A 23,760-nucleotide genomic window follows, 5' to 3' on the forward strand; every position below is an offset into this window, starting at 1 on the left:
GAGGTGGATTCTATGCTTTATCGTAAAATTGAAGTGTTGATTAAAGAACATCTGCGTACAGATTCGAAAAGGATTTTATTGATTGATGGTGCCCGGCAAGTGGGAAAAACTTTTATTATTCGTTATGTTGGACAACAGTTGTTTGAAAATTTCATTGAGATCAATATGGCTGAAGATTCTCTGGGTGATCAATTATTTGCGAAAGTGAAAACGGTAGAGGATTTCTATTTGCAGGTCAGTATGATTGCCGGAAGAAAGATGGGTAAAAAGGAGAATACTTTAATATTTATTGATGAAATACAGGCCTATCCTCATCTGTTAACAATGTTGAAGTTTTTAGCTCAGGATGACAGATTCACCTATATCGCCAGCGGTTCTTTGCTGGGGGTTACTTTATCCCATACGCTTTCAATTCCAATGGGAAGTATCCGTAAAGTACGAATGTTTCCTTTAGACTTTGAAGAATTTCTTTATGCGAATGGCATGAATCAATTTGTTATCGATTCTTTACGTTCTAAATTTGAGAAGCGAGAGTCGTTAGATGAGAATATGCATAACAAAATGATGGATTTCTTTCGGAAGTATCTACTTGTAGGCGGACTGCCGGATGCGGTGAATGCTTATTTAGAAACACAGAATATTCAACGTGTTCGAGATATTCAGTCTGAGATCCATGAATATTATGCAGCGGATGCATCTCGATATGATCAAGAACGAAAGCTGAAGATTCGGCGTATCTACGATTTAATACCTTCTAATATGAAAAATAAGAAAAAACGAATTGTGGCTAAACGCATTGAAGAGAAGAAGGGCAAGACCTTCTCAGACTATCAAGATGAATTTGAATATCTGATCAGCGCAGGGATTGTTCTGAATGTGCAGGCCATTTCGGATCCGCATTTTCCTCTGATCGAATCTCAGGAGAAAAATCTGTTGAAACTGTATTTGAATGATGTTGGAATTTTATCGGGAATTCTGTATGGGAATAATATTCGGGCAATCTTAGATGATAACTGTTCGATTAATCTAGGCTCAGTTTACGAAAGCGTTGTAGCCAGCGAATTGATCGCCCATGGATATAAGTTATTCTACTATGATAACCGCAGTAAAGGGGAAGTCGATTACCTGATTGATGATTTTGCCAGTTTGTCCGCGGTTCCGATTGAGGTGAAGTCAGGAAAAGACTACACGATTCATAGTGCTTTAAATACGTTGGTGACTAACAAAGATTATCACATTGAAAAGGCTTTTGTGCTTTGTAATCAAAGGCAGATTACGCACAAAGGGAAGATTACTTATCTGCCCATTTACTTTGTGATGTTTTTCCAAAATCGTCCGAGAGATGAAGCGGATCTTTTGATTCCATGATTTCAGAGTTTTGGTTACAAATAAAGAAATGCCGGAAAAAGTATGAATCAGATCAGATTAAGTATGAATTCCAAATGAATTCCAGGGAGAGCAGACATGCAAGTTGAATTAAAATTAGCCAAACAGACAGAGGCTGCTGAAATTTTGGCCCTGCAGAAAATCGCTTTCCGTGATATGCTTCAACGTTATCAGGATTATGATACCAGTCCAGCCAATCAAACGTTGGAACAAATGCAGCAGCGATGTTCACAGAAGGATCGCAAGTATTATTTTATTGATGTCAACGACATTCATGTAGGTGTCCTCAGCGTGACGGACAGGAAAGACGGAAGTCTGAAACGGTTGTCGCCGATTTTTGTTTTGCCTCAGTTTCAGGGTCATGGATATGCTCAGGAAGCAATTCGCCAGATTGAAAAGATCTATGGCGAACAGGGTTGGGAATTGGATACCATTTTACAGGAAGAGAAGCTTGCCTATCTTTATGAAAAAATGGGATACAAGAAAACCGGAAAAACACGGGTGGTCAATTCGCGTATGACCTTGGTTTTCTACGAGAAATGATCCACGAAAATCCTATTTATGTAAACATCAATTGATCAAGAAGCAAGCGCTTATTCATCGCTCAATTCAGCTGTAAAAAAGCCATCCGGTTTTAAACCGGATGGCTTTTTGCAGGGCTATCGCTTTATAACAGGGAACAATCCTTGACGGGAGAACGAGTTTCCAATTCATCACGGAGATGGATGAGGTTAGTGACTGCCGGGTTCAAGGGTGAAGGAAACCGTATAGGATTGATTCTGTTGGATCTGGTATTGTTTTAAGGGTTCAGCGCCCCAGCTGCCATTCCCCAAGCCCCGCTGAACGGCATCCAGATGAAGCAGCGGCTGGGTTAACGCTTTGGCGTCCTTGAGATGAGCGGCTTGGGACAGTGACAGTTCATCCCAGGTCAGAATGTTCATGCCCACCGGTTCACTGAACGTGAGCTTCAATGTATCTTTTTCACCAAGCAGAGTCAGACTGCGGACATCCGTGCGGTTGCCGCTGTCCTGCGGCTTTAACAATTGATCATTATAGAAGTCTGCGATCTTTTGTGTCCATTGACCCAGGCGGGAACCGGTGTATCGGTCAACGTAGTTTTCTTCCGGGCCTTTTCCAACATAACGAATTTGTTCGACAGAAGAATCCAGGTTTAAGGTCAGACCTGCGCGGGCGACAGGACCGATCTTTTTCTCCGAAGGGACTTTCATCGTCATGGATACGCTGATTGTTCCGTTTCCATCAATCACGATTTTCGTTTCCACTGGGGTATCAAACTCATTGATCGTGCCCTCAGCTGTGAGCGTAAGCTGGCTCACTGCCCCGTTTTCTTCCGTTTGCTGAATCGAGGGTGTCTTGTATACGACGGCTTTTCCGGCCTGTTTTACCGCTTCAGAAAACTGCGGATCCCCGGAAGTTTCGGCCCGGTAGAACGAAGGCTGCGGACCACCTGTGAGAAAGGATTTTTGATCAAGGCGATAGGATTCAATTTCCATCGTGGAAGGATTCAGAAGGATTTCAAAGCTCTGATTCTGATCGCTTTGTCCTTTGAGGACAAGTTTATCATTTTCCTCCGTTATGCTTAAAGCTGAGGGGGAAGCAGGGGAAGTCAGCGGTTTCGCTTTCTGCAGAACCCATTGCTCAAAGGCTAAACTATCACCCTGCCGGCCGCCGTAAGCATTCGCCCAAAGCTGATCCTGTTGATACTTGACAAGAACTTCCAATACAATTTCAGCGTTTTCATCCCATTTTGGAAGCTCAACCTTCAGTGTTTTGGAGTCAGCCGGGGCAATTTTCTTTTCTGCATCACTCAACAGCACCTGATGAAACAACTGGCCATTTTGATAAAAGTTCAGTTCCGCGACGAATTCATCGAGATTCGTTGCCAAAAAATCATTGATGAGCGTTAACTGAGAAGTGGAAGCCTCATAGAGAAACCGCACGTCCTGCTGGACTTTCTTGACTTCCTGCAGCTCGGCGCTCGGTGTACGGTCCGCGTTTACCAGCCCATTGCCGCAGAAATCCCCGTCGTTCAGCGGTGTTTGCCAATCGCTGCCGTAACCGTAGAAAAACTGGCCTGTCGCTGGATCGCCGGTCAGGATGGTCTGATCGATAAAATCCCAGATAAAGCCACCCTGCAGGTGCGGATAAGTACGGAATACTTCAAAGTATTCCTCCAGGTTAGCGACGCCGTTGCCCATCGCGTGGATGTATTCGGACTGGAAAAAAGCGTTCTTGTTTTTCCGGGCGTAATCTTTGAGCTGATCCAGCGTCCAGTATTGACTGCTGGCGACGTCAACCATCGACGTTTCGCGGGTCTGGCCAATCCGGTTATCGCGCTCATAAACTCGCAGCCGACTCGGATCCCGCTGCAAAATCCACATCGAGGTGTTGTAGAACGGATAGTTTTCGTTCATTTCATATTCCTTATAGGTGGATTCGTTGCCCAGCGACCAGAACAGCACGCTGGCATGATTTTTATCCCGTTCCACCATACTGACAGTCCGATCCATAATCAAACCGTTATACAGCGGATTGTTGCCCGGAACACCCAGTTCTTTCTCGCCGATGTGGGATTCAATGTTGGCTTCATCGACGACGATCAGTCCCAGTTCATCCGCTATGTCATAGGTCAGCGGATGATTCGGATAATGGGAAGTGCGGAAGGCATTGATGTTGTAAGCTTTCATCAATTTCAGATCCGCTGCGATCTCCTGCGCGCTCAATGCCCGGCCTTTGACCGGATCGGTTTCATGACGGTTGACGCCTTTCAGCATGAGTGATTTTCCATTCAGCAGAATCTGTTGAACCCCATCTAGGGTTTCAATCTGAATCTTGCGGAAGCCGATCCGCTGACAGACACTTTCCACTATTTCACCTTCGGGATTTTTCAGCGTGGCGATCAGCTGAAACAGCTGCGGCTTATCCGGTGACCACAATTTTGGACGATCAACGCTGAAGCTTGCTGAAAGCTGGGTTCCGGTTTGATTCTCTGTGGTTTCCAACACGGATAAATCCGGACTGTTCAGAACTAACGGCTGATCCAGAATGGATGTTCCCTGATCCAGCAGGTTGAGCTCCAGCATCCAGCCGGATTGGATCTCGGCTGACAGATTACGCAGATCGACGTCAACCTGCACCTGCGCCTGATCGTAATTTTCGGACAGCTCGCTCTGGACAAAGAGATCGCGGATTTCCACATCCTCCCGGCCGATCAGCGTCACATCGCGGAAAATGCCGGACAAGCGGATAAAATCCTGATTTTCAAAATAACTGCCGTCCGACCAGCGGTAAACCTCAACCGCGATCGTATTGGTTCCGTCTTTTAAATACGGCGTAATGTTAAATTCTGCCGGCGTATAGCTGTCCTCGCTGTAACCGATCTGTTGGCCGTTGATATAGACGTAAAACGCCGACTCCACACCTTCAAAACGCAGAAAGACATGTTTGTTCCGCAGGCCTTCATCGAGGGTAAACTCCCGTTTGTAATGACCGACGCTGTTGAAGGCGGTGGCGGCGACCGGCTGCCCCTGCGCTCCATATTGGATGGCTTCATAGTTCAGCCATGGATAGATCTGATTGACATAGATCGGTGGTTCATAGCGAAATTGGCCGTCTTCATCCCACTGCGTCTGAATATTGGACGGGACTTCCATTGTATCCCAATCCGAAGTATCCCAATCCTCCCAATACCATTGGGCATCGTAGCCGACCAGATTTTTTAAGCGGTCGGTCGGTTTGGCGGCATAATAGAATGCCCAGGTTCCGTTGAGCGACTGAATCCGCTCAGAAGCGGAAGCGTCCAGCTCATCCAGGGCACTGCTTTCCGCTGATTGCGCCTGTTGTGGGGTAGGATAAGGTGTCAGCGAAGCGCGGGCAGGTTCACGGTGAAGCTGCCAGACTTCCATCTGATCGTACCATTCTTCCCCGGCAAAGGAAGTATCTATCGGCAGCGGCTCAATACTTGGACGCGGTGTCCCTTCCGGTTCTGTAAACTGATCGATTTTTGACGAACAGCCGCCCAGAATCAGACAGCTGAATAATAAAACAGCGATGATTTTTTTCATGAAAACCTCCTGAAGCTTATCCTCACTATATCATAATTCACACGCCGAGAAAATGGCAGGGCTGGCCAAAGCCGAAAAAAGGAACTTTCAAAGATGGGGAAACTTTTGTAAAAAGCAGAAGTTGACAGCGGGCAGGCTGCATTTTTCCAGCTTTTGAGCTACAATAAGGATCATTGAGGAGAGTGGATATGAAAGAAACATTAGTACAGCTTCGGCAGGTGATGGAACAGAAACAAGTCGATCTCGTCCTGATTCCGTCATCCGATTTTCATGGCAGCGAATACATCGGCGATTATTTTAAAGCCCGAGCCTGGATGTCTGGTTTTACCGGTTCAGCGGGAACTTTAGTCGTGACTCGGGATCAGGCTGGGTTGTGGACCGACGGCCGTTACTTTATTCAGGCAGAGCGGCAGTTGGCTGGATCCGGGATTACCTTATATAAAATGGGACAGGAAGGCGTTATCGATTTTCCTCAGTTCATCGTGGATCAAATGCCGCAGGGCGGCTGTCTGGCTTACGATGGCCGCATGGTCAGCGCGACATTGGGGCGTGAACTGGAAGCGGCCTTGGCAAAAAAAGCAGGCGCGGATTGTCAATGAGGATCTGGTGGATCTGATCTGGAAAGATCGTCCAGCACTGTCAGAGGCTCAAGCCGTGCTTTTAGATGAGCGTTACAGTGGTCAGTCAACAACGGAGAAGTTAACAGAAATCCGTGCGATTATGAAAGCGGAAGGAGCGCAGGTCTTGTTGATCTCGGCCTTGGATGACATTGCCTGGCTGTTTAATCTGCGCGGCACAGATGTGCAGTATAATCCTGTTGTTCTGGCCTACGGCTGGCTGACGCAGGATCAGGCCGTGCTGTATCTTGACACCCGCAAGCTGTCGGATCCGGATAAGCTGCAGCTGCAGAAGCAGAACATTGAAATCCGTGCATATGAGACTTTTTATTTGGATGTGGCTGAGCTGAAGGATCAAAACGTATGGGCCGATCCGCAGAAGCTCAATGATGCGATTATCCGGGCTATTCCTCAATCCTGCAACAGGATTGAAAAGACCAGCCCGATCAGTCTAAAAAAAGCGATTAAGAATTCAATTGAAATAGAAAATCTGCGCGCTTCACATCTAAAAGACGGAATCGCGGTGACCAAGCTGATGTACTGGCTGAAGACCCGTGTCGGCAAGGAAGCGATGAGCGAATGTTCAATTCAGGAAAAGCTGCATCAGCTGCGCGCTCAGCAGGAAGGCTTTTTAGAAGAAAGCTTCGGCACGATCTGCGCTTACAAGGCCAATGCCGCGATGATGCATTACAGTGCTGATCCTGAGCAGGATGTGCCGGTGGAAGCCGACGGTCTGCTTTTGATTGACTCCGGTGGTCAGTATTGGGAAGGAACGACCGACATCACCCGAACTTTTGCGCTGGGGCCGATTTCTTCGGAAATCAAGAAAGTGTATACGACGGTGCTGCAGGGGATGCTGAACCTGTCAGAAGCGCGGTTTTTATATGGCTGCAGCGGCATCAATCTGGATATTCTGGCACGGGGGCCGGTGTGGCAGCTGAATCTGGATTATCAATGCGGCACCGGCCATGGCGTAGGTTATCTGCTTAACGTGCACGAAGGGCCGCATGGCATTCGCTGGAAGCGGACAGCGGCCTTAAGCGAGATGCAGCAGCTGGAAGCCGGAATGGTCGTCACGGATGAACCGGGTGTTTATGTTGAAGGACAATACGGTATTCGGATAGAAAACGAGCTGATCGTCAAGTTGGGTGAGAAGAATTTCTATGGCCAGTTTATGGAATTTGAAACGACAACGCTGGCGCCGATTGATCTGGACGCCGTCGATCCAGAGATCCTGACGCCTTCTGCACGGGAAGCCCTGAACCGGTATCATCAACGGGTACGCAAGGCTCTGACACCCTATTTGACAACCGAGGAAGCCGCATGGCTGAAAGACGCTGCGCGGTCGATTTAAGCAGGGAGAGCGTTCAGCCTCAGCCGGTGGCGATGGTTTGTCTGGATCTGGATGGAACTTTATTCAACCGCAGCAAGCAGATCGGCCAGCTGAGCCGCCGCCAGATCCAACGGTGTCTGGATCAGGGAATTGAGGTGGCTGTTGTGTCTGGCCGGGCCTTTCAATTTGCCTACAAGACAGCTCAGCTGATTGACCCGCGGGTCGCAGTGATCGGCTTTGTCGGCGCTTACCGTCATTTCCGCGGCCAGTCGGAGGGGGAAGCGATTCCCCAAGGGGCCTTGATGATGATGCTGAAGCGGCTGAAAGCGGAGAACTGTTGCACCTTCATGAAGCAGCTGAACACGATTTGGTGCAGTCATGCCGATCAGCTGACCACGGATTATGTCGCCTATACGGCAGATCTGCCTGCGGAACACCGGCTGAGTTATTATCCAAATCAGGACCTGGAAGCGGTTGTTGCCCAGACTCAAAAGCCTGTCTATAAACTGCTGATTCGGGCTCAAGGCAAAACAGAGCAGATTGCCGACCAGCTGCGCAATGTTGAAGGCGTGCGGCTGTTTGTCTACCCTTATGGCGATATCGAAGTGATCAGCGCCAAGGCGGATAAAGGGAGGGCTATTCGGCAGGCGGCGAAGCAGCTTGGGATGGATCCGGCACGGATTTTGGGCATTGGTGACAGCATCAATGATCTGCCGATGTTTGAAGGCTGTGGTCTGCGCGTTGCGATGGCGAATGCCGCCGATCAGGTGAAAGCACAGGCCGATTATATCACGCTGAGCAATGAGGAGGACGGTGTAGGCGAAGCTCTGCGCCGGTTGGTTTTGTAATCGCTCTGTTTCTTGCAAAGAATCAAATCAATAGAAAGAACAGAAAGGAGAACCGCGATGAAAGTCGATCGTCTGGATTGTTTTGTGCAGGTTGCCAAGACGCTGAATTTTTCTAAAAGTGCCGAGGTCTTACATTTATCACAGCCCTCGATCAGCCGGATTATTCACCTGTTGGAACAGGAGCTGGGCTTTGATCTGTTTGAACGCAATCGAAATCAGGTCGTGCTGACGAAAGCCGGGGAGATCTTTTATTCTCATGCCCGTCAGCTTTTATGTGAATACCAGGCGGCGGTTGAGGAAGCCCGCAAGGCCAGTCAGGCCGGACTTTCGCTCAAAGTCGGCGTCATTGGTTTTGCGGAGGCCCGGCTGATGAAGGCACTGGAACAGCTGACTCGGGATGAGGCTTCAGTTCGGCTGGAAATGATTCCGGTGGATTTTGTTTCGGAACTGAATCAGGTGGAAACCGGGGAAATTGACTGCTGCATGATGTGGCCGCAGGATGTCAATCTGGAACGGCTGGAATATCTGGAAATGTTCTGTGGAGAAACCCAGGCTTACCTACATGTTCATCATCCTTTGGCTAAACGGGAGAGCGTGACTTTTGATGAATTGGCCTCCATGCCGCAGATCCTCTTTGCCCGTCGCAATCCATTGCGGTATGCCGCCTATCTGGAAAAGTTCAGTCCGGAATTGCGGGAGAACATTGTTTTAACACCGGTCAAGGATGTTCCGGCATCCCGACGGCTGCTGGAGTTAAACCAGGGCGTCATCTTGGCGCCGGAGGGCGGAATCCTGGCGGATAGTCCGCTGATCAAAGCGGTACCGATCCAAGCCGATCAGCCGGAGCTGATCCGTCTGGGTTTAGTCTATCGCCGGGATTCTCAGAACATTGCGTTAAAGAAGCTGCTTCGATATTTGAAATGAGCATAAGCCCATCCGTTAATGAAATAAGCAGAAGCTTTCTTTTCTTTTATAATGTGATTGTGTGGATTTACACAAACAGGAGGGAAGAAAGATGAAGAAAACTGGAATTTCAAGACGGGAGTTCCTGAAGGGCAGTGCGGCCGGCGCTGTATCGCTAGCGGCCATGGGCCTGTTAAGCGCTTGTGGGAATAACGGAAGCACGCCGACAACGACGGCCCCAACCCCAGAAGCAGGCTCATCCTCGCAGGACTGGCTTGGTCAGCAGCCGCAGATCCAGGACAGCGAGATCAAAGAAACCTGGAATACCGGCGTTCTGATTGTCGGAGCCGGCAACGGCGGCATGATGGCAGCGGTGAAGGCCGCCGATGCGGGTCTGGATTTTCGGATTATTGAACAGAACACGTTTGTCTGCGACACACGGAACTGGTATGCAGCAGCGGATTCCGTCGACGCTTTAGCGGCGGGAAAACCGATTGACCGCCAACGCGCAATGAGCGAATTATCGCGTTATGCATCGGGCAAACTGGATCAGAGTGTCGTCAAGGTCTGGCTGGATGAATCAGCGGCAATGCATGATTATGTCAAAGCGATCATGGATTCCTATGGCTACGATTGTTACTTTGAAGCGGATACCGGCATGGCGGAAGAGGGCACCGATTACTATCATGCCCCGACGCAGCACAATTACAATGCCCGTCCGGACAGCGAATGGAAGGACACGCCGCGCAACAAGCTGTTTGTCGATTATATCGAGAAAAAAGGTTATCATGTTGATTTTGAACATACTTTAGTCGAGCTGATTCGTGAAGAAGGCGCGGTCAAAGGCGCAATTGTTCAGAATGGCGCAGGTGATTACATCAAAGTTTTAGCACCACAAGGCGTGATTATCGCGACTGGCGGTTATGAAGGCAATGCCCAGATGATGGAAGCCCTCTCGCCGCTGGCAGTTTCCTGTACGACCGCAAGCAGCTACTTTGCCACAAACCATGGCGACGGCATTAAAGCCGGACTGTGGATTGGTGCCGATATGGACAAGGAAGCAGCACCTATGTTATTTGACCGCGGCGCGGTAGCCCCGGGCGTGGATGCCGGCTATGTCGTTGCTTCCAATGGCGCAAAGCACTTCCCGGGAACCATCTCGCAATGGAATCCAGGGACGCAGCCGTTCATGAAAGTCAACCGCGACGGCATTCGTTTTGCGAATGAAGGCTGTCCATATAACGACATCGTCTTTGCGGCTGCCAATCAGAAAGGCGGAGTCTACTGTCAGGTTTATGATGCGGATTTTAAAGAAGACTGGCAGAAGTTCCACACGTTAGGCTGTTCATCACTGACTCGTGTTTTGCCGGATATGATGGCGGAGCAGATGGAAAAAAATGTCGCCGACGGCATCATCATGAAAGCCGATACGCTGGAAGAACTGGCGGATAAGCTGGGTTTTGAAGGATCTGCGAAAGAGGCGTTTCTGGCTCAGTGCGACCGGTATAACGCGATCTACGACAAAGGGGAAGATGATGAATTCTTCAAGTCCAGTCATTATTTATCGCAGCTGCGAAAAGCCCCGTTCTATGGCGTATGGCTGGGCGCAAGCTTGTTGTGCACGGGCGATGGCTTAAAGATCAACAACAAAATGCAGGTATTGGACAAAGAGAAACAGGTTATTCCGGGGCTGTATGCGATCGGCAACGCTTCCGGCAGCTTCTTTGCGAATAACTATCCTGAGCTGTTCCCAGGTCTGGCCTGCGGACGAACGCTGACCTTTGCGATCAAGGCCGTTAAGGTCATTGCGGGCGAAGAATAAAAGCTTAATCATATAAATCGTATCAACAGAAAACACAGCTGGTTTGGAAGCTGTGTTTTCTTCTGCTCTCTATTAATTTTACTTTTTTTAAGCGTATCTATTTATTCGCTTTCAGGTCTGATTACGGTGATATAACCTTTCTCAGGATTATCTCGATACAACGGATAAAGTAAAAGATGATCCTGATCTAATTCATAACGATATAAACCGATTTCACTGATGAATGAAGAGTTGATGACAATCACATCTTCAGAGAGCTGCTGAATTGAAATCGTTTCGGGGATTCTGCCGGAAAGTATAAGTTCATTTTTATTGATATCAATTGTATAATCCTGATTGGTTCTGGGAAGGGTCCATTCACCGTTCAAGCGGGTATTAGGATCAGGCATAATGCGCGTATACTTTGCGTAGTCATCCGTGTGAAGTTCTTCATCTGATAATTTACTGATTCTGCGGATCGATGTTGAAAAGAGGGGCTCCGGCTGGTAAAGGGATCACCGGGTCACTGTTACTAAATGGCAGTCAATAAAGAAATAGCTGCCTAAGCGAAAGGGATAGAAATAGTGATTCGTCTCATCCATCAAATTTTTCCATACATGACATAGAGTCCATTATCAAGATAATACTCGGTATACATTTCTGGGGAGGGAGAATGTGGCATAATCCAGGCACCCACAATTTGATCAGGATCAAATTCACACTCAGTTTCTTGCAAATTGTCACTCATCCAGAAAGTTTCATTCAGTTCTAAAGTCAGAGATGAAGCCTTTTGTTCCGGTGATCCGCTGCATGAAGCAAGCAGAACAAGCAAGACGATCAATTTTAATTGTTTCATCATTTTTACCTCATATTTTTTGTTTTATCGGAAATATCTGAAAAGACAAGTTCATTCAGAGCCAGGGACTTCCCAGCAGTAATTAGTTCAACTCGAAACTTCTGCAGTAATCCTTTGTCAATCAATCCTATTATCGCGGATCCCAGACGTATTGGAAACAGAAATGAAATCAAATCAGTAGATAAATTTGTCGAAATCTGGTTAAATGAAAGCAGAAAAAATGAGGTGCTTTATGAAATTGATATCATGGAATGTAAATGGGCTTCGCGCCTGCTTGCAGAAGGGATTTTTAGATTTTTTTAATGAACAGGACGCCGATATATTCGCGCTGCAGGAAACCAAGCTGCAGCCCCACCAGATCGAACTGGAGCTGCCGGGTTATCATCAATTTTGGAACAGCGCTGAACGCAAGGGTTATTCCGGTACAGCTGTTTTTACCAAACAGGAACCGCTGTCAGTTCAATATGATTTTGATGAGGCGGAAGGGGAACATCCGAAGGAAGGCCGTGTGATTACGCTGGAATTTGAAAAGTTCTATTTTGTGACTGCGTATGTGCCAAACTCCAAGGAAGAATTAACTCGTTTGGATTACCGGATGACGTGGGAGGATGCGATGCAGCGGCATCTGACGAAGCTGAATCAAAGTAAACCGGTGATTTATACAGGTGATCTGAATGTCGCGGTGGAGGAGATTGACTTGAAGAATCCCAAAACCAATCATTTCAATCCGGGCTTTTCCGATCAGGAACGACAGAAGATGCGGGATTTGTTAGGCCTGGGATTTGCGGATACTTTCCGCACCTTATATCCTGAAAAAATCGAATATTCCTGGTGGTCTTACCGCTTTCAAGCCCGGACTAAGAATGTCGGGTGGCGGATTGACTACTTCATCGTTTCCCAAGCGTTGATGAATCAGGTGAAAGACAGTGTGATCTACGGTCATATTCTGGGTTCTGACCATTGCCCGGTCGGCATCGCAATTGACCTTTAATTCAAAGTAAAGGAGTGAACAGGAAAAAGGATTCTTTAGGTAGTGCCAAATAAGAAAACATTGAAAAGTCAGTGATATCTATGTTTTTTTAGGTGCAAACACGGTGTGAAGTCAAAATAATCAAATACTGACAGGCATTTAGGGCGCTGATACGTAAATAACAGCCCCCTTTTCCTGTTATCTGTGCCTTCTGTTCATAAGTGGCGTCGGTGTTTTCCATGCGGTAGATATCAGAGGGGGACAGGTGACCAGAATGCCAAAAATCAACACTTTTTAAATATACAAGAAGGAGGTACTAGGCATGGCAGTTTACTGTATCGAAATGATCCGAAATTATCCGGCTATGTCAAATTACCCTTTTTGGGATATATCTCTGTCGTTGAAAGAGAAGGGCGGCTTTCCCGCATGCTCTCACTCACTCAAAATTGGGATTACACGATTAAGATCTTCTACCGTATCTGCAAGGACAGGATAGACAGTATCAGCGATGGCATCCGTGAGTTGGAGGCACACGGCTATTTTATCCGTGTGCGTATCCGAAACAGGAAAGGGCAGTTTGGGTAAATCACTGGAACTTGAATAGGAAACGCTTATACAGGAAGATCTCACACAAATAATTGAAGATATATCAAATCTCTATCCAATCAAATCCCCCTATCCTCCGCAAGAGTAGGATAGAAAAGGATGGGACGAGAGAAAGAGAAATATACTGTGAAGTCCGTTGTGAGAATATCAGCTATGAGTATCTATCTAGCTAGGGCAGCCACATTGACCGTGAAATGTTGGACGAGATCGAAAGACTGATTTTAGATACGGCTTGTTCTTCGCGAAAGACGATCCGCATAGCCGGGGATGATTACCTGGCCGAAGTGGGTAAAATTCCGTTTTTTGAAGCTGGACAGTCCACATGTGCAGTATGTGATGTACTGCATGAAGGACAATATCACCTATGTCAGCGATATCATGAAATGGTGTTCTACATTACCCTTGCCAACATCAGCAGCTATTATTCCACCCTAGTATAGTACGGCATGTACAGGGATAGGCGAAGGGGCTGAGTAAATGCAGGAAGAAGTAGTCGGCAAAGCCATTGTCACGTAATGATCAGTGCAAAAATCAGCAAATGTGCACTGTAAACATTGTTTTTAGGTGATTTTACTCGTCAGTCTTCAAAACCTATCCAAACGTTCCAAAAATCGTGGATAAAGGTCTAGAAGAATAATCTCCTATATCGCCTATTCACCATGGATTCTTTAAGATTTTTTTCGTGCCTGTCGGTCTGCTGACAGAAAGTAAAAAAGATCTGTTTTCCTTAACTTCCTATAACACAAAAGTGTAAGTACAGCTTTTCGGTCTGTCCGATGGCTGTACTCACGTTCTTTATGTTGCTTCGATTGGCATAATTTTATCAATTATGGTGTTTGCTTCCGATTTGAAATCAAAATCTGGTTGACCTTGACGAGCATAATATGCAGAGAAACGATTTAAAATATTTTTTACGAAATATTCTTGAACTTTCACTTTAGGTAGACCATATTCTTTAATGAATGCCTCAGGGGGGTATGTAATGACCTTCCGAAAGTTTATGTATCCACCTACAAACAAGGTGTTTTGTGGCAACCAATGATAATAGTCAGTGGAATTATTTTTTATTGCATTCTGTATATCTGCTTTTTTATCTTTTCTTTTTGTTGCTTTGTCGGTGATAGCAGTATTTACGGTATCGTGGTTGTCGATTTCACAAACAAGAATTCGATCCGTCTTAAAGTTTCCACCATGCTTTGCTAAGTCACAAGGGGGTGATAGCACAATACAATACAAACCATCCTTTGTGGATTGGAAAATTGAACCCGTTTTAATATCTTGTGAAATCGGCGGTTTTATATACATTTCTTCTGTAACGTATGCAGGAACTTCGTTATCAATTAGCTCTTGAATATGAGATACTGCATATCGAAGCAATACTTTTTCAGTTTCAATTCCCTGTGCCCGTTTTTCTTTCCAAAGACTGATTTGAGGATAGAGATTTTTCCAAAAGATTTTAGTCATGACATTCTCAATGATGCCTGTCCCACCAAGGACATTGAACAGGCCTGTATCTAAAACAGTACATAATTCATGGAGAATCTCTTCGTGGCTCGATTCCCCCTTTTTATATATCTGGATTGGAGAGCTAGAATCTTGCTCTGTATCGGGCGTGCCTGTAAATATAGCTACAGGTACACGAAATTTTTCTACTATTTCTCTTATAAGATCATTTCCGCTATGATCTCCATCCAATTTGATATCCACAATAATACCATTGATTTTTTCAGAAACTTTTTCCATGCCGGCTGCATATGTCTCTGCTACTTCTAAATGATAGAGTTCTTCATCAGCCGCAGTGTTTAAACGCTTTATGGTATCCTGAAAAGAGTTCGAATCTTCAATCGAGTCTTCAATAAGTAAAAAATTGTACATTCCCATTACCTCACTCGTTGGTGCCCAGAATAAAATGGGCACCGTTATCTCTATGTACAGCAGTAAGTGTCAAACTATTTCTTGTTGCAGCCTCTCCCGCAATCGACAGACCCAACCCAGTTCCATGAGGTTTAGTTGTAAACTCTGGATCAAAAATTACTCCACTTTCCAGAAGGTCATCACTAATGCCAGGACCAGAATCAGTATAGTCAAGAGTAAAACCTGCATTTGCTTTTCTTACTACAATGTTTATACTACGTTCATCACACTCTTTTTCAACAATCCAAAATAAACTATTATCAAGCAGATTTACCATAATAGTGTAGATATCTTGTTTCCAACCGATAAGTTTGATATCGCTGGGACAATCAAGATCAATTTGAATTCCTTTATCTTGGCATTCTTTGTCAAATACGGCCACTGCGCCACATAAAGCGTCATGCAGCAAAAACTCGCTTTTGGTCTCGCGACGCTTCGCAGAAAGAGGATCTAATCGTCCAAACAAATTTACAAAAATTCCAGCATTATCCGAGATACCACTAGTAAGACGGACAATCTCACTATAAGAGTCTTCATCCTTCTTCAGCGCAAATCGCTCTCCATAGTAGCGAAGATTTGGAATTTGATTCTTAAAATAATTAAGAGGACGACGGCCTTCATGTAGGATAATGTTAATAATTTTACCAAGAGTCGCTTGACCTTGATATACTGCAACTGCACGCTTAATTTCTTCAATGGCTTCATTCTTCTTATGTTCTTCTTTGGAAATGATATCTGTGATTTCTTCAATAATAGGAACAGGCATTCCCGCTTTTTCTAGCGTTGTTGACACGGATTTTTTCAAAGGAGCATAATCATATAACCCCTCTAATTGTCGCTCCAGCTTTTTGGTAGGATTCGATAATCCTAACTTTCTTCTAAATATAAAGCGCCGCTGTTCGAGTTCCATAATGACTGCACAAGTTATTTTTTTCAACGCATCGTATGCAGCATTATTTTTTAATCCATCTCGTGCACTTTTTTCTTCAAGGCCGGAGTCTTCTTCAGATTCAACGTGTACATAACCAACTACTTGATTACTACCAATTTTCATGGATGGATTTTGAACACGTTGCTCATTTAACTTAAGCCAGTCAAAATCTGCATCTCCTAATGGCCGAATTCTAAAACCATTTCTATATACACCAATGCCGTTTACGTCATTAAGCAATTGACGTGCTTGCTGCTTGCTTACATAATCCCCACTTTCATCTTGGAGTCCTCTTGAAATTAACTGATCGATTGCATCTTTATCACGATCGTAGACACGGATATCAATCGTAAGTGCCCCACAACCAGTAAGACCGTAATCAAACGAAATGTGCTCGACAGCACCATTCTTAATTTTTTTGTTTTCATATCTCAATGTGCCAGAACCATCAAAAGAAATATCCCCACTGATGCGATAATCATAAAAATCTAAAATAGGATACGGTTTTATAGTTTCGCTTCCATTATCATCTTCGTTTAAGAAGAAGTTATCAAACGAAAGAGTAATCTCAAAACTAGTATCAAACGTGCCATCCGCTTTAGGAGGAATTAACTTTTTTAATTCAAAACGCAACTTCTTAAAGGATTTTTCAGTCCAATAATCATTTTTACTCAACCGAGAATGTATAGTTAAAATGGTCCCTGGTTTTCTGTCTGTTAGTTTCGTCATTATAGGAACTTGAATTTGATCTAAATACTGATACTGTGCTAGCTGTTGCCACTGAATGTACAGAATGGTTTCAACACCAGAAACATCTACTGTTTGAAGTTTTAAATCATCACCTAATATGCTTGCTGCATATCGCCCTATGCCTTTGCGCCCCTGCATTGTGCGTCCAAGAGGGCTTTTGCGTGAGCTCAGTTTGTAATCTGTAGAAGGCACAAGCCATTTATTGATAATATCTTTTGTAGACATACCATGACCGTGATCTTCAACACGTATTTCTAGGCAATCTTCTTCAGGAATACCACGAAAAACAATCAGAGCATCCGGAGAATCAGCATCATAACAATTTTTAACAAGTTCAACAATAGCAGCATATTGATCTTGAATAAGATCCTCACCAATCGTGAGAACATGCCGACCAGCAGGTCGAATCTCATAGGAACTCAGATAAGCTCCTTCAATTTCAGAAGCAGCTTGCAGTAATTCCTCTTTTTCAGTCCGTAACTCTTCAAGGCGTTTTTCGATTTCAGTAATGTTTGTTTTTTTCTGAGTTTCCATTACCAGACCTCCAGTAAAGCAGTAGCGATTTTTTCAGCTAAAAGAACTGGAACTGCATTTCCAATTTGTTTAAAGGCGGCTGTTCGCGAAGGACGCCCAGATGCAGACTCAAAGTAGTAGTTGTCAGGAAAAGTTTGTAATCTTGCAACTTCTCTAGGAGTAAGGGAGCGGTTTTGCTTAAGGTCAGGATGAATAAAATAATGGCCATCTTTGGCGATGTGAGCAACAACCGTCTGAGAGTAAGGTAGATCTGAAGCAACCACTTTGAAGCGATCCAAAAATGAATCTAAATTTTTTTGAGATTGCAGTTTCTTAGGCAAATCAGTGTAATTGAGCCGTTTTTTTTCTTTGTTCCAAAGTTGAACAACTTTTTTATAAATTTTTAAATCTTGAGATGTATGCGGACGTGCACAATGTAAGGTAACTGACGCTAAATCCTGTTCTTTGATTTTTGCATCAAATAAGTATTTGCCATTATAATGTAGCGTCGGCATTAAACCATATGTTCCTTTTCCTGCTTTAATTTTAGGTAAATCTTTAAAAATTTCTTCTACTGTATAGTCGTTCGTAACTTTAGGTATATTGGGATAGAATCCTTCATGCTGACCGTATTTACCGATGAGTATAATTCTCGTTCTGTTTTGAAGAACTCCGTAATCTTTAGCGTTTAATTGTTTGTATTCAATAGAGTACCCACATTCTTTAAACAATCGACGCATTTTATCAAAGTAAAGCTCACCATCAGTATCTTTAGCCGAAAGAAGGCCGGTAACATTTTCGAAAACGAAATACCTAGGACGATATTTTCGCAAAAACTCTGCATACAAAATATATAAATAGTTTCTTGAATCTCCGACCATTCCATTTTCATCACGAGCTCGTCCGACCAAAGAGTATGCTTGGCAAGGAGGACCACCCACAATTAAGTCTAAGGTTACCCCGTTAAGGAGTCGATCGACCTTTTGAAAAATCTCTTTCAGATTATCGTTTGAAATCTCATAGTTTAATACGCTTTTTAGCAGTCTTTCGGGAATCGTATCATATAATTCTTTGCGAGTTATATCTTTCTTCAAATATTGCATGTATGTTGCGGATTCTTGGTGTTCTGATAACCATGTATACGCTAATCTCGTTTTTAATGTATAACAAGCCGCCTTATCCATTTCAATATGTGCTATAGGCTCATAGCCAGCTCGTATAAATCCTTCCGATAACCCACCAGCTCCAGCAAAAATATCCAGATAGTTAGGCATGGGGATTACTCCTTATAATCAGGTATTTTTGTTGTCCAGATGATGTTTTTGTACTTGCTATAATTTCAAGATTCTCACTGCTTATTTTGTTCAAAAACAAAGTGCCTAATAATAAACGGTTACTTCTTGATATACGATTCCACTCATATCCCTTAAAAAGATCACGGAGTAAAAAAACTTCTCCATCGCTTAATTTTGCGGTTTCATTTACAGCGTTTTCTAGTAAAATATTTATATCAGACATAATTGCATCCCCCTAGTTGCTAATTCTAATAACGATATTGATATTATTATATACAAGCTTGTCAACAATTACAATAACAGGATTGAAAATAATCACATTTTAAAATGAATTCTTGTGATTTCTGCTATAGGTACGGCAGACAGTATATTTGTATTCTGCTTAATGGCATTATTTCCTTCCTTGTGTTCGGGACTGCGATCTCTGCATTTGTTTTCTCGGCTGTCGGTAGCAGAACGATGCCTAGGTGTTTCAGTTCCTAGGCAATAGCTTCAAATCAGGGTAATTAAACTTTCGTGTCGTCGTAGGAATTTCTCTTTATCTTCAGCCAGCTTGTATTGGTCGTAGAGTGGGTTTAGCTTTTGACAGGTGGGGTCATGTTTTATCATAAGGGTAGGCTCTGCACTTTTTGCCTATATATTCTTTATCTTGGCGTAGACGGGATCCTTCCATTTGGTGAATACCGATAGTCGATCCTCCAACTAGCCATTACTGTCAATCTTGTGTTTGGCTAGGAAAAACATGACTCTAGTGATCTGTTTCAGATTGTTCAGAACCGTCCAATGCGCGAATCTGGCTCTTTGAATGCCTTTGATATTGTTCAAAATGACAAAAAGCGGGGAAACTCTTTCGTTATGCGGTCTCAGCTATACAGCCATAGGCGGAAACGACTTCCCGTATTGTCAATTTTCTTTTCCAGCGTCGATTTGATAGCATGTGTCTTTGTATCTACCATATCTGCTCCAGCCTTTCCTGTATCTCTAGGATATCCGCGTGATAAGCGTAGCCTTCTGCGATGGAATTCTTTGCCATTATTTCGAGGCCGATGGAGAAAAGGGTTCTGTTCATCTTCCTAACGTCCCTAGTGCTGGTGTAGATGATGTATCAGTCAATCACTATTTTCAATAGGTAGACTCCGTATCTTTGCATCAGGAGTTGACTTGTCTTATCATCAATGAGGCGTTTATCTTCCACTTTTCCCCAAAATTTCATCTGTATATTTCAGCGGTGGAGGAGATTGACTTGAAGAATCCCAAAACCAATCATTTCAATCCGGGCTTTTCCGATCAGGAACGACAGAAGATGCGGGATTTGTTAGGCCTGGGATTTGCGGATACTTTCCGCACCTTATATCCTGAAAAAATCGAATATTCCTGGTGGTCTTACCGCTTTCAAGCCCGGACTAAGAATGTCGGGTGGCGGATCGACTACTTCATCGTTTCCCAAGCGTTGATGAAACAGGTGAAAGACAGTGTGATCTATGGTCATATTCTGGGTTCTGACCATTGCCCGGTCGGCATTGAAATTGACTTTTAATTCAAAGTAAAGGAGCGATCGGAAGAATCTTTCTTCTTGTTCGCTCCTTTTCACGCTATTGATTCGGTTGGGAAGTGGCGCTTTCCGGCAAGGCGAATAAATCCAGCATTTCTTCAGCCGACATCCCGGCAATACTGCCATGACTGTCCTCGACAAAGACATCGGACAGTTTTTTCTTTTCCTGCTGCAGCTTCACGATTTTTTCTTCAATGCTGTCCTTCATGATCAGATTGTAGACCGTAACCGCTTTTTCCTGTCCGATCCGATAGGCCCGATCCGTGGCCTGATTTTGGGCGCTGAGATTCCACCAGGGGTCGTAGTGGATGATGGCTTCGGCAGCGGTCAGATTTAATCCTGAACCCCCAGCTTTCAGTGAGATCAGAAAGACAGGTGTTGCATCACTTTGAAACATATTGACTAAACGCTGCCGTTCTTCCTTAGCGGTACTGCCCTGCAGCGTATAGCTGGCAATGCTTCTGGCATCCAGTTCGGTCTTTAAGGCATCGAGAATCGAGGTAAAGGAAGAAAACAACAAGATTTTCTTTCCGCTTTCAGCTAAGCTTTCGATCAGTTCAAGACAGGCTTTCATCTTGTTGCCCGGTTCTTTGAACTCTTCGTAAACTAAACGAGGATCGCAGCACAGTTGACGCAGTTTTGTCAGCATCGCTAAGACCATAAAGCGATCCGGGCCTTCTGTTTTCAGCTGGGCCTTCAGTTGAGTGCTGACCTGTGCCAGATTAGCGAGGTAGACCGGCCATTCTTCTTCACTGAATTCAATCGTATACAGCGTCTCGATCTTTTCCGGCAGCTCTTTCAGCACCGCTTTTTTAGTTCGGCGAAGAATGAACGGTTCAACGAGTTTCTTCAATTCCTGACTGACTGCTTCATTATGATCAATCACAATCGGACGCTCATAGGTTTGTTGGAAGTAATGATAATTGAATAAGAATTTAGGCATCAAAAAGTCAAAGATTGACCACAATTCAGCCAGACTGTTTTCAATCGGAGTTCCGGTCAGAGCCAGACGGTGCTGAGCTTGCAGCTGTTTGACGCTGCTGGCATTTTTTGTCCGTTGGTTTTTAATTACCTGGGCTTCATCAAGAATGACGGTATAAAACGACTGATTCTGAAGCAGTTCAATATCCCGTTTCAAATAATCATAGGTTGTAATACTCAGATCATATTGATCAATCTGGGCGATCATGGCCGCCCGGACGGCCGCCGGTCCCAGAATGACTTGGCAGGAAAGCTGGTGGGCAAATTTGGCAACCTCAGCCTGCCAATTCAGCGCTAAGGATGAAGGACAGACAACCAACGAATGACGGCCTTTCTGACGGCTGCTTTCCAGCAGAGCGATGACCTGGACGGTTTTGCCCAATCCCATATCATCCGCTAAAATCCCGTTCATATTCAGCTGTTCCAGCTTTTTCAACCAGTAAAAACCCGCTTTCTGATAATCGCGCAGGATTGAGGTGAAATGTTCGGGCAGACCGACGGTTTCTTCCTGATGAAAGGCGCGGATCAGCTGTTCAAAGCTGGCTTGCCGTTCTAACTGAATTGAGGCAAATTGTTCCGGCAGCGATTCCAGCCGCAGCGCCTGAGCCGTTTCCAGACAATATTCGCCGTTGATATAACGGCAGTCATCTAAATGCAGGCGTCTGTCCAACTGTTCCAACTGTTCCATTTCCGGATTGTTTTCTAAATCGATCATACTGCCGTCAGAAAGCTTGTAATACCGTTTCTTACGATGATAAGCACTCAGCAGCTGACGCAGCTCATCGCCATCCAGACCTTCCGTTTTAAAGCTGACGTGCAGAAGATCAGATTCCACGCGGACACCGACCTGAAGATTCAGCTTTCGTTTTTCCTGGAAGCGCCGCAGCCGTTGGGAGATAAAGACTTCGCCCAGCGTTTTCAGCTGATCGATTCCGGCTCGGACAAAAGTGACAGAAGCATCAGCGGCAATCACTGCGTGATACTGTGTGAGGTCGATTCGGCAGGCTTCCTGACTCAGCCAAGCTTCAAGCGAGGCTGCTTTCAAGGATAACGTCCGCTTTTGTCCATCGAATAAATAAACTCGTTGGTTATTTACAGACAATACCGGCATGATTGTAATCTCCCAATCCTCATTTAAATCTAAATAAAACTGAATCTGTTCTGCGCTTTGCAGGTAGGGCTGAATATCCAGCCCGCTGACTTTTAGCTGCTTGAGATTCGGTTCGATATAGAGTTGGATAAAATCCGAAAGCTGATCCGATGCCATGATCAGCGGCGTTTGAGTGATATTCCAAAGTTCCATCAAGACTTCCGGATGCTCTGCGCTCAGACCTACCAGGCGGCGGCCTGTAATTTGATAAAACCCGTGCTCGGTGATTTTGATGTCCTCGGCCTTTTTGCGGCTGAGTTGATAATAAGTTATCTGCCCCAAGGTCTTTTCTTCAAAAGTGAAGGACAGGGCAAGATCTTTTCTCTCCACAATGACAGAACAAGCGGATGGATCTTCCAGCGACGACATCGTGGCAAAAAAATCATCTAAGTTTTCGTCATCAATAACCCAGGAACGTTCATTGGAAGTCGTTCGTCCCATTGTACTTAATGAACACTGAAGCATTATTATGATCTTCTGCGCATCGGGTGTGAAATTTTCCAGCCTATGATCAAATTCCAGCTGTTTTCCATAGCTGTAGAATTCTCCATCATCGATCCGGTATAAAAACGCCGGAAGGCTGCGGATGACATACATTTTGGACCGACCGACCTTGAAGTCAGCTAAATAATAGATATGACTTGAGGCTGACAAAGAACTGCGGCGATAGAGCATCAGCATGATCTCGATTCGCACAGATCCAACTGTTTTGGAAGGATAAAGCTGCTGAAGTTGAGTTTCTTTGCGAATCTGAATGATATTCGCAACATACTGAAGCTGTGCCTGCAGGTTTTTCTCTTCGTTCTTTCTGATCAGTTCTTCTTTATGGTCAATCAAACTATCTGTGGGAACAAATAACTCGGTAAAAGCAGGCCAGTCGTCAGAGATCCGCTTAGGCAGCATGACATAAGGAACTTCCAGTTCTTTCATTTCACTCTTAACCCAACTTAACAATGTTGCCACATGGGTACAGCCGGATTGCTGCGAACATTCCGAGCAGCTGCAGCTGTAGCGGATCTGGGTTTTGGTTAAAGTCAGACTGGCGTATACATCACTGTAGAAGGTTTTAAAGCTGCCGAAAACATGGACAGTCTGATGATCCGGGCTGTCGACGATGATCTGCTGTAAATAATAATTTTCAGCGCGGGTAAAGCGTGTCATGGGGTCATGCAGGCGTGGAACTAAATGACGAATGGTTTGATCACTGATTGTATAGGTTACTTTTTTCATAACTATTTCCTCGATTATATTGTAATTAAAATATTCTCA

General features: G+C 44.8%; 17 protein-coding genes and 1 pseudogene. 10 read left to right on the forward strand and 8 right to left on the reverse strand.

Features of this window, described 5'->3' with window-relative positions:
- Positions 1-12 precede the first annotated feature (12 nt).
- Both BN162_RS12920 and BN162_RS12925 read left to right on the forward strand, forming a co-directional pair.
- Positions 13-1,368, forward strand: coding sequence for an ATP-binding protein (locus BN162_RS12920; RefSeq protein ID WP_020225544.1), 1,356 nt, complete (start codon positions 13-15; stop codon positions 1,366-1,368).
- Between the two features lie 96 nt (positions 1,369-1,464).
- Complete coding sequence (locus BN162_RS12925; protein ID WP_020225545.1) at positions 1,465-1,929, forward strand: GNAT family N-acetyltransferase; 465 nt, start codon at positions 1,465-1,467, stop codon at positions 1,927-1,929.
- Between the two features lie 188 nt (positions 1,930-2,117).
- Here the strand turns inward: BN162_RS12925 and BN162_RS12930 are convergent, their stop codons facing one another.
- Complete coding sequence (locus BN162_RS12930) at positions 2,118-5,471, reverse strand: glycoside hydrolase family 2 (RefSeq protein ID WP_020225546.1); 3,354 nt, start codon at positions 5,469-5,471, stop codon at positions 2,118-2,120.
- Positions 5,472-5,659: 188 nt separating this feature from the next.
- On the opposite strand from BN162_RS12930, the gene BN162_RS19095 reads away from it, so the two are divergent.
- The 5 genes from BN162_RS19095 (at position 5,660) to BN162_RS12950 (ending at position 10,994) form a co-directional block, all read left to right on the forward strand.
- A complete protein-coding gene (locus tag BN162_RS19095) occupies positions 5,660-6,070 on the forward strand; it encodes an aminopeptidase P family N-terminal domain-containing protein (protein WP_244264199.1) in 411 nt (136 codons plus the stop codon).
- Positions 5,991-7,442 carry an aminopeptidase family protein P gene (locus tag BN162_RS12935; protein ID WP_244264200.1) on the forward strand — a complete coding sequence of 484 codons (1,452 nt, stop codon included), beginning with the start codon at positions 5,991-5,993 and terminating at the stop codon, positions 7,440-7,442. The genes BN162_RS19095 and BN162_RS12935 overlap by 80 nt, the downstream gene beginning before the upstream one ends.
- Positions 7,412-8,269 (forward strand): HAD family hydrolase, encoded by an 858-nt coding sequence (locus BN162_RS18055; protein WP_020225547.1) that lies wholly within the window; start codon positions 7,412-7,414, stop codon positions 8,267-8,269. The genes BN162_RS12935 and BN162_RS18055 overlap by 31 nt, the downstream gene beginning before the upstream one ends.
- Before the next feature lie 57 nt (positions 8,270-8,326).
- Positions 8,327-9,193 (forward strand): LysR family transcriptional regulator, encoded by an 867-nt coding sequence (locus BN162_RS18060; protein ID WP_020225548.1) that lies wholly within the window; start codon positions 8,327-8,329, stop codon positions 9,191-9,193.
- Positions 9,194-9,284: 91 nt separating this feature from the next.
- On the forward strand, positions 9,285-10,994 hold the full coding sequence (locus tag BN162_RS12950; protein WP_020225549.1) for an FAD-dependent oxidoreductase: 1,710 nt from the start codon (positions 9,285-9,287) through the stop codon (positions 10,992-10,994).
- A gap of 101 nt (positions 10,995-11,095) precedes the next feature.
- On the opposite strand, the gene BN162_RS12955 is transcribed toward BN162_RS12950, so the two are convergent.
- The gene (locus BN162_RS12955; protein ID WP_020225550.1) at positions 11,096-11,383 is read right to left on the reverse strand and encodes a hypothetical protein; all 288 of its coding nucleotides are present in this window, start codon (positions 11,381-11,383) and stop codon (positions 11,096-11,098) included.
- A gap of 191 nt (positions 11,384-11,574) precedes the next feature.
- The gene (locus BN162_RS12960; RefSeq protein ID WP_208854763.1) at positions 11,575-11,832 is read right to left on the reverse strand and encodes a hypothetical protein; all 258 of its coding nucleotides are present in this window, start codon (positions 11,830-11,832) and stop codon (positions 11,575-11,577) included.
- Positions 11,833-12,061: 229 nt separating this feature from the next.
- On the opposite strand from BN162_RS12960, the gene BN162_RS12965 reads away from it, so the two are divergent.
- Positions 12,062-12,820, forward strand: a complete 759-nt coding sequence (locus BN162_RS12965) for an exodeoxyribonuclease III (RefSeq protein ID WP_020225552.1) — start codon at positions 12,062-12,064, stop codon at positions 12,818-12,820.
- Positions 12,821-13,599: 779 nt separating this feature from the next.
- A complete protein-coding gene (locus BN162_RS18965; RefSeq protein ID WP_208854764.1) occupies positions 13,600-13,845 on the forward strand; it encodes a DUF6017 domain-containing protein in 246 nt (81 codons plus the stop codon).
- Positions 13,846-14,200: 355 nt separating this feature from the next.
- Here BN162_RS18965 and BN162_RS12970 read toward each other — a convergent pair whose 3' ends face one another.
- The 4 genes from BN162_RS12970 to BN162_RS12985 are packed head-to-tail and all read right to left on the reverse strand — an operon-like array spanning position 14,201 to position 19,031.
- Positions 14,201-15,280 (reverse strand): response regulator, encoded by a 1,080-nt coding sequence (locus tag BN162_RS12970; protein ID WP_020225553.1) that lies wholly within the window; start codon positions 15,278-15,280, stop codon positions 14,201-14,203.
- A 10-nt stretch (positions 15,281-15,290) separates the two neighbouring features.
- Positions 15,291-17,534, reverse strand: coding sequence for a sensor histidine kinase (locus BN162_RS12975; RefSeq protein WP_020225554.1), 2,244 nt, complete (start codon positions 17,532-17,534; stop codon positions 15,291-15,293).
- Complete coding sequence (locus tag BN162_RS12980; RefSeq protein WP_020225555.1) at positions 17,534-18,787, reverse strand: DNA cytosine methyltransferase; 1,254 nt, start codon at positions 18,785-18,787, stop codon at positions 17,534-17,536. The genes BN162_RS12975 and BN162_RS12980 overlap by 1 nt, the downstream gene beginning before the upstream one ends.
- On the reverse strand, positions 18,780-19,031 hold the full coding sequence (locus BN162_RS12985; protein ID WP_020225556.1) for a single-stranded DNA-binding protein: 252 nt from the start codon (positions 19,029-19,031) through the stop codon (positions 18,780-18,782). The genes BN162_RS12980 and BN162_RS12985 overlap by 8 nt, the downstream gene beginning before the upstream one ends.
- A 1,002-nt stretch (positions 19,032-20,033) precedes the next feature.
- Here BN162_RS12985 and BN162_RS12990 point away from each other — a divergent pair.
- Positions 20,034-20,345 (forward strand): annotated as a pseudogene (locus BN162_RS12990) (exodeoxyribonuclease III); the annotation flags it as partial.
- A 55-nt stretch (positions 20,346-20,400) separates the two neighbouring features.
- Here BN162_RS12990 and BN162_RS12995 read toward each other — a convergent pair.
- Entirely contained in the window at positions 20,401-23,721 is a 3,321-nt protein-coding gene (locus BN162_RS12995; RefSeq protein WP_020225559.1) for a DEAD/DEAH box helicase, read from the reverse strand.
- Positions 23,722-23,760: the final 39 nt, after the last annotated feature.

The sequence above is a fragment of the Holdemania massiliensis AP2 genome, from assembly GCF_000327285.1.
GTDB lineage: Bacteria > Bacillota_I > Bacilli_A > Erysipelotrichales > Erysipelotrichaceae > Holdemania > Holdemania massiliensis.

Bases quoted from the DNA above. Each gene is read 5' to 3' on its own strand.
- BN162_RS12965 (WP_020225552.1), top strand. From the start codon at position 12,062: ATGAAATTGATATCATGGAATGTAAATGGGCTTCGCGCCTGCTTGCAG.
- BN162_RS12970 (WP_020225553.1), bottom strand. From the start codon at position 15,280: ATGTACAATTTTTTACTTATTGAAGACTCGATTGAAGATTCGAACTCT.
- BN162_RS12935 (WP_244264200.1), top strand. From the start codon at position 5,991: ATGGCCGCATGGTCAGCGCGACATTGGGGCGTGAACTGGAAGCGGCCT.
- BN162_RS12920 (WP_020225544.1), top strand. From the start codon at position 13: ATGCTTTATCGTAAAATTGAAGTGTTGATTAAAGAACATCTGCGTACA.
- BN162_RS12995 (WP_020225559.1), bottom strand. From the start codon at position 23,721: ATGAAAAAAGTAACCTATACAATCAGTGATCAAACCATTCGTCATTTA.
- BN162_RS12950 (WP_020225549.1), top strand. From the start codon at position 9,285: ATGAAGAAAACTGGAATTTCAAGACGGGAGTTCCTGAAGGGCAGTGCG.
- BN162_RS19095 (WP_244264199.1), top strand. From the start codon at position 5,660: ATGAAAGAAACATTAGTACAGCTTCGGCAGGTGATGGAACAGAAACAA.
- BN162_RS12930 (WP_020225546.1), bottom strand. From the start codon at position 5,471: ATGAAAAAAATCATCGCTGTTTTATTATTCAGCTGTCTGATTCTGGGC.
- BN162_RS18965 (WP_208854764.1), top strand. From the start codon at position 13,600: ATGTTGGACGAGATCGAAAGACTGATTTTAGATACGGCTTGTTCTTCG.
- BN162_RS18060 (WP_020225548.1), top strand. From the start codon at position 8,327: ATGAAAGTCGATCGTCTGGATTGTTTTGTGCAGGTTGCCAAGACGCTG.
- BN162_RS12925 (WP_020225545.1), top strand. From the start codon at position 1,465: ATGCAAGTTGAATTAAAATTAGCCAAACAGACAGAGGCTGCTGAAATT.
- BN162_RS12975 (WP_020225554.1), bottom strand. From the start codon at position 17,534: ATGGAAACTCAGAAAAAAACAAACATTACTGAAATCGAAAAACGCCTT.
- BN162_RS18055 (WP_020225547.1), top strand. From the start codon at position 7,412: ATGGCTGAAAGACGCTGCGCGGTCGATTTAAGCAGGGAGAGCGTTCAG.
- BN162_RS12960 (WP_208854763.1), bottom strand. From the start codon at position 11,832: ATGATGAAACAATTAAAATTGATCGTCTTGCTTGTTCTGCTTGCTTCA.
- BN162_RS12985 (WP_020225556.1), bottom strand. From the start codon at position 19,031: ATGTCTGATATAAATATTTTACTAGAAAACGCTGTAAATGAAACCGCA.
- BN162_RS12980 (WP_020225555.1), bottom strand. From the start codon at position 18,787: ATGCCTAACTATCTGGATATTTTTGCTGGAGCTGGTGGGTTATCGGAA.
- BN162_RS12955 (WP_020225550.1), bottom strand. From the start codon at position 11,383: ATGCCTGATCCTAATACCCGCTTGAACGGTGAATGGACCCTTCCCAGA.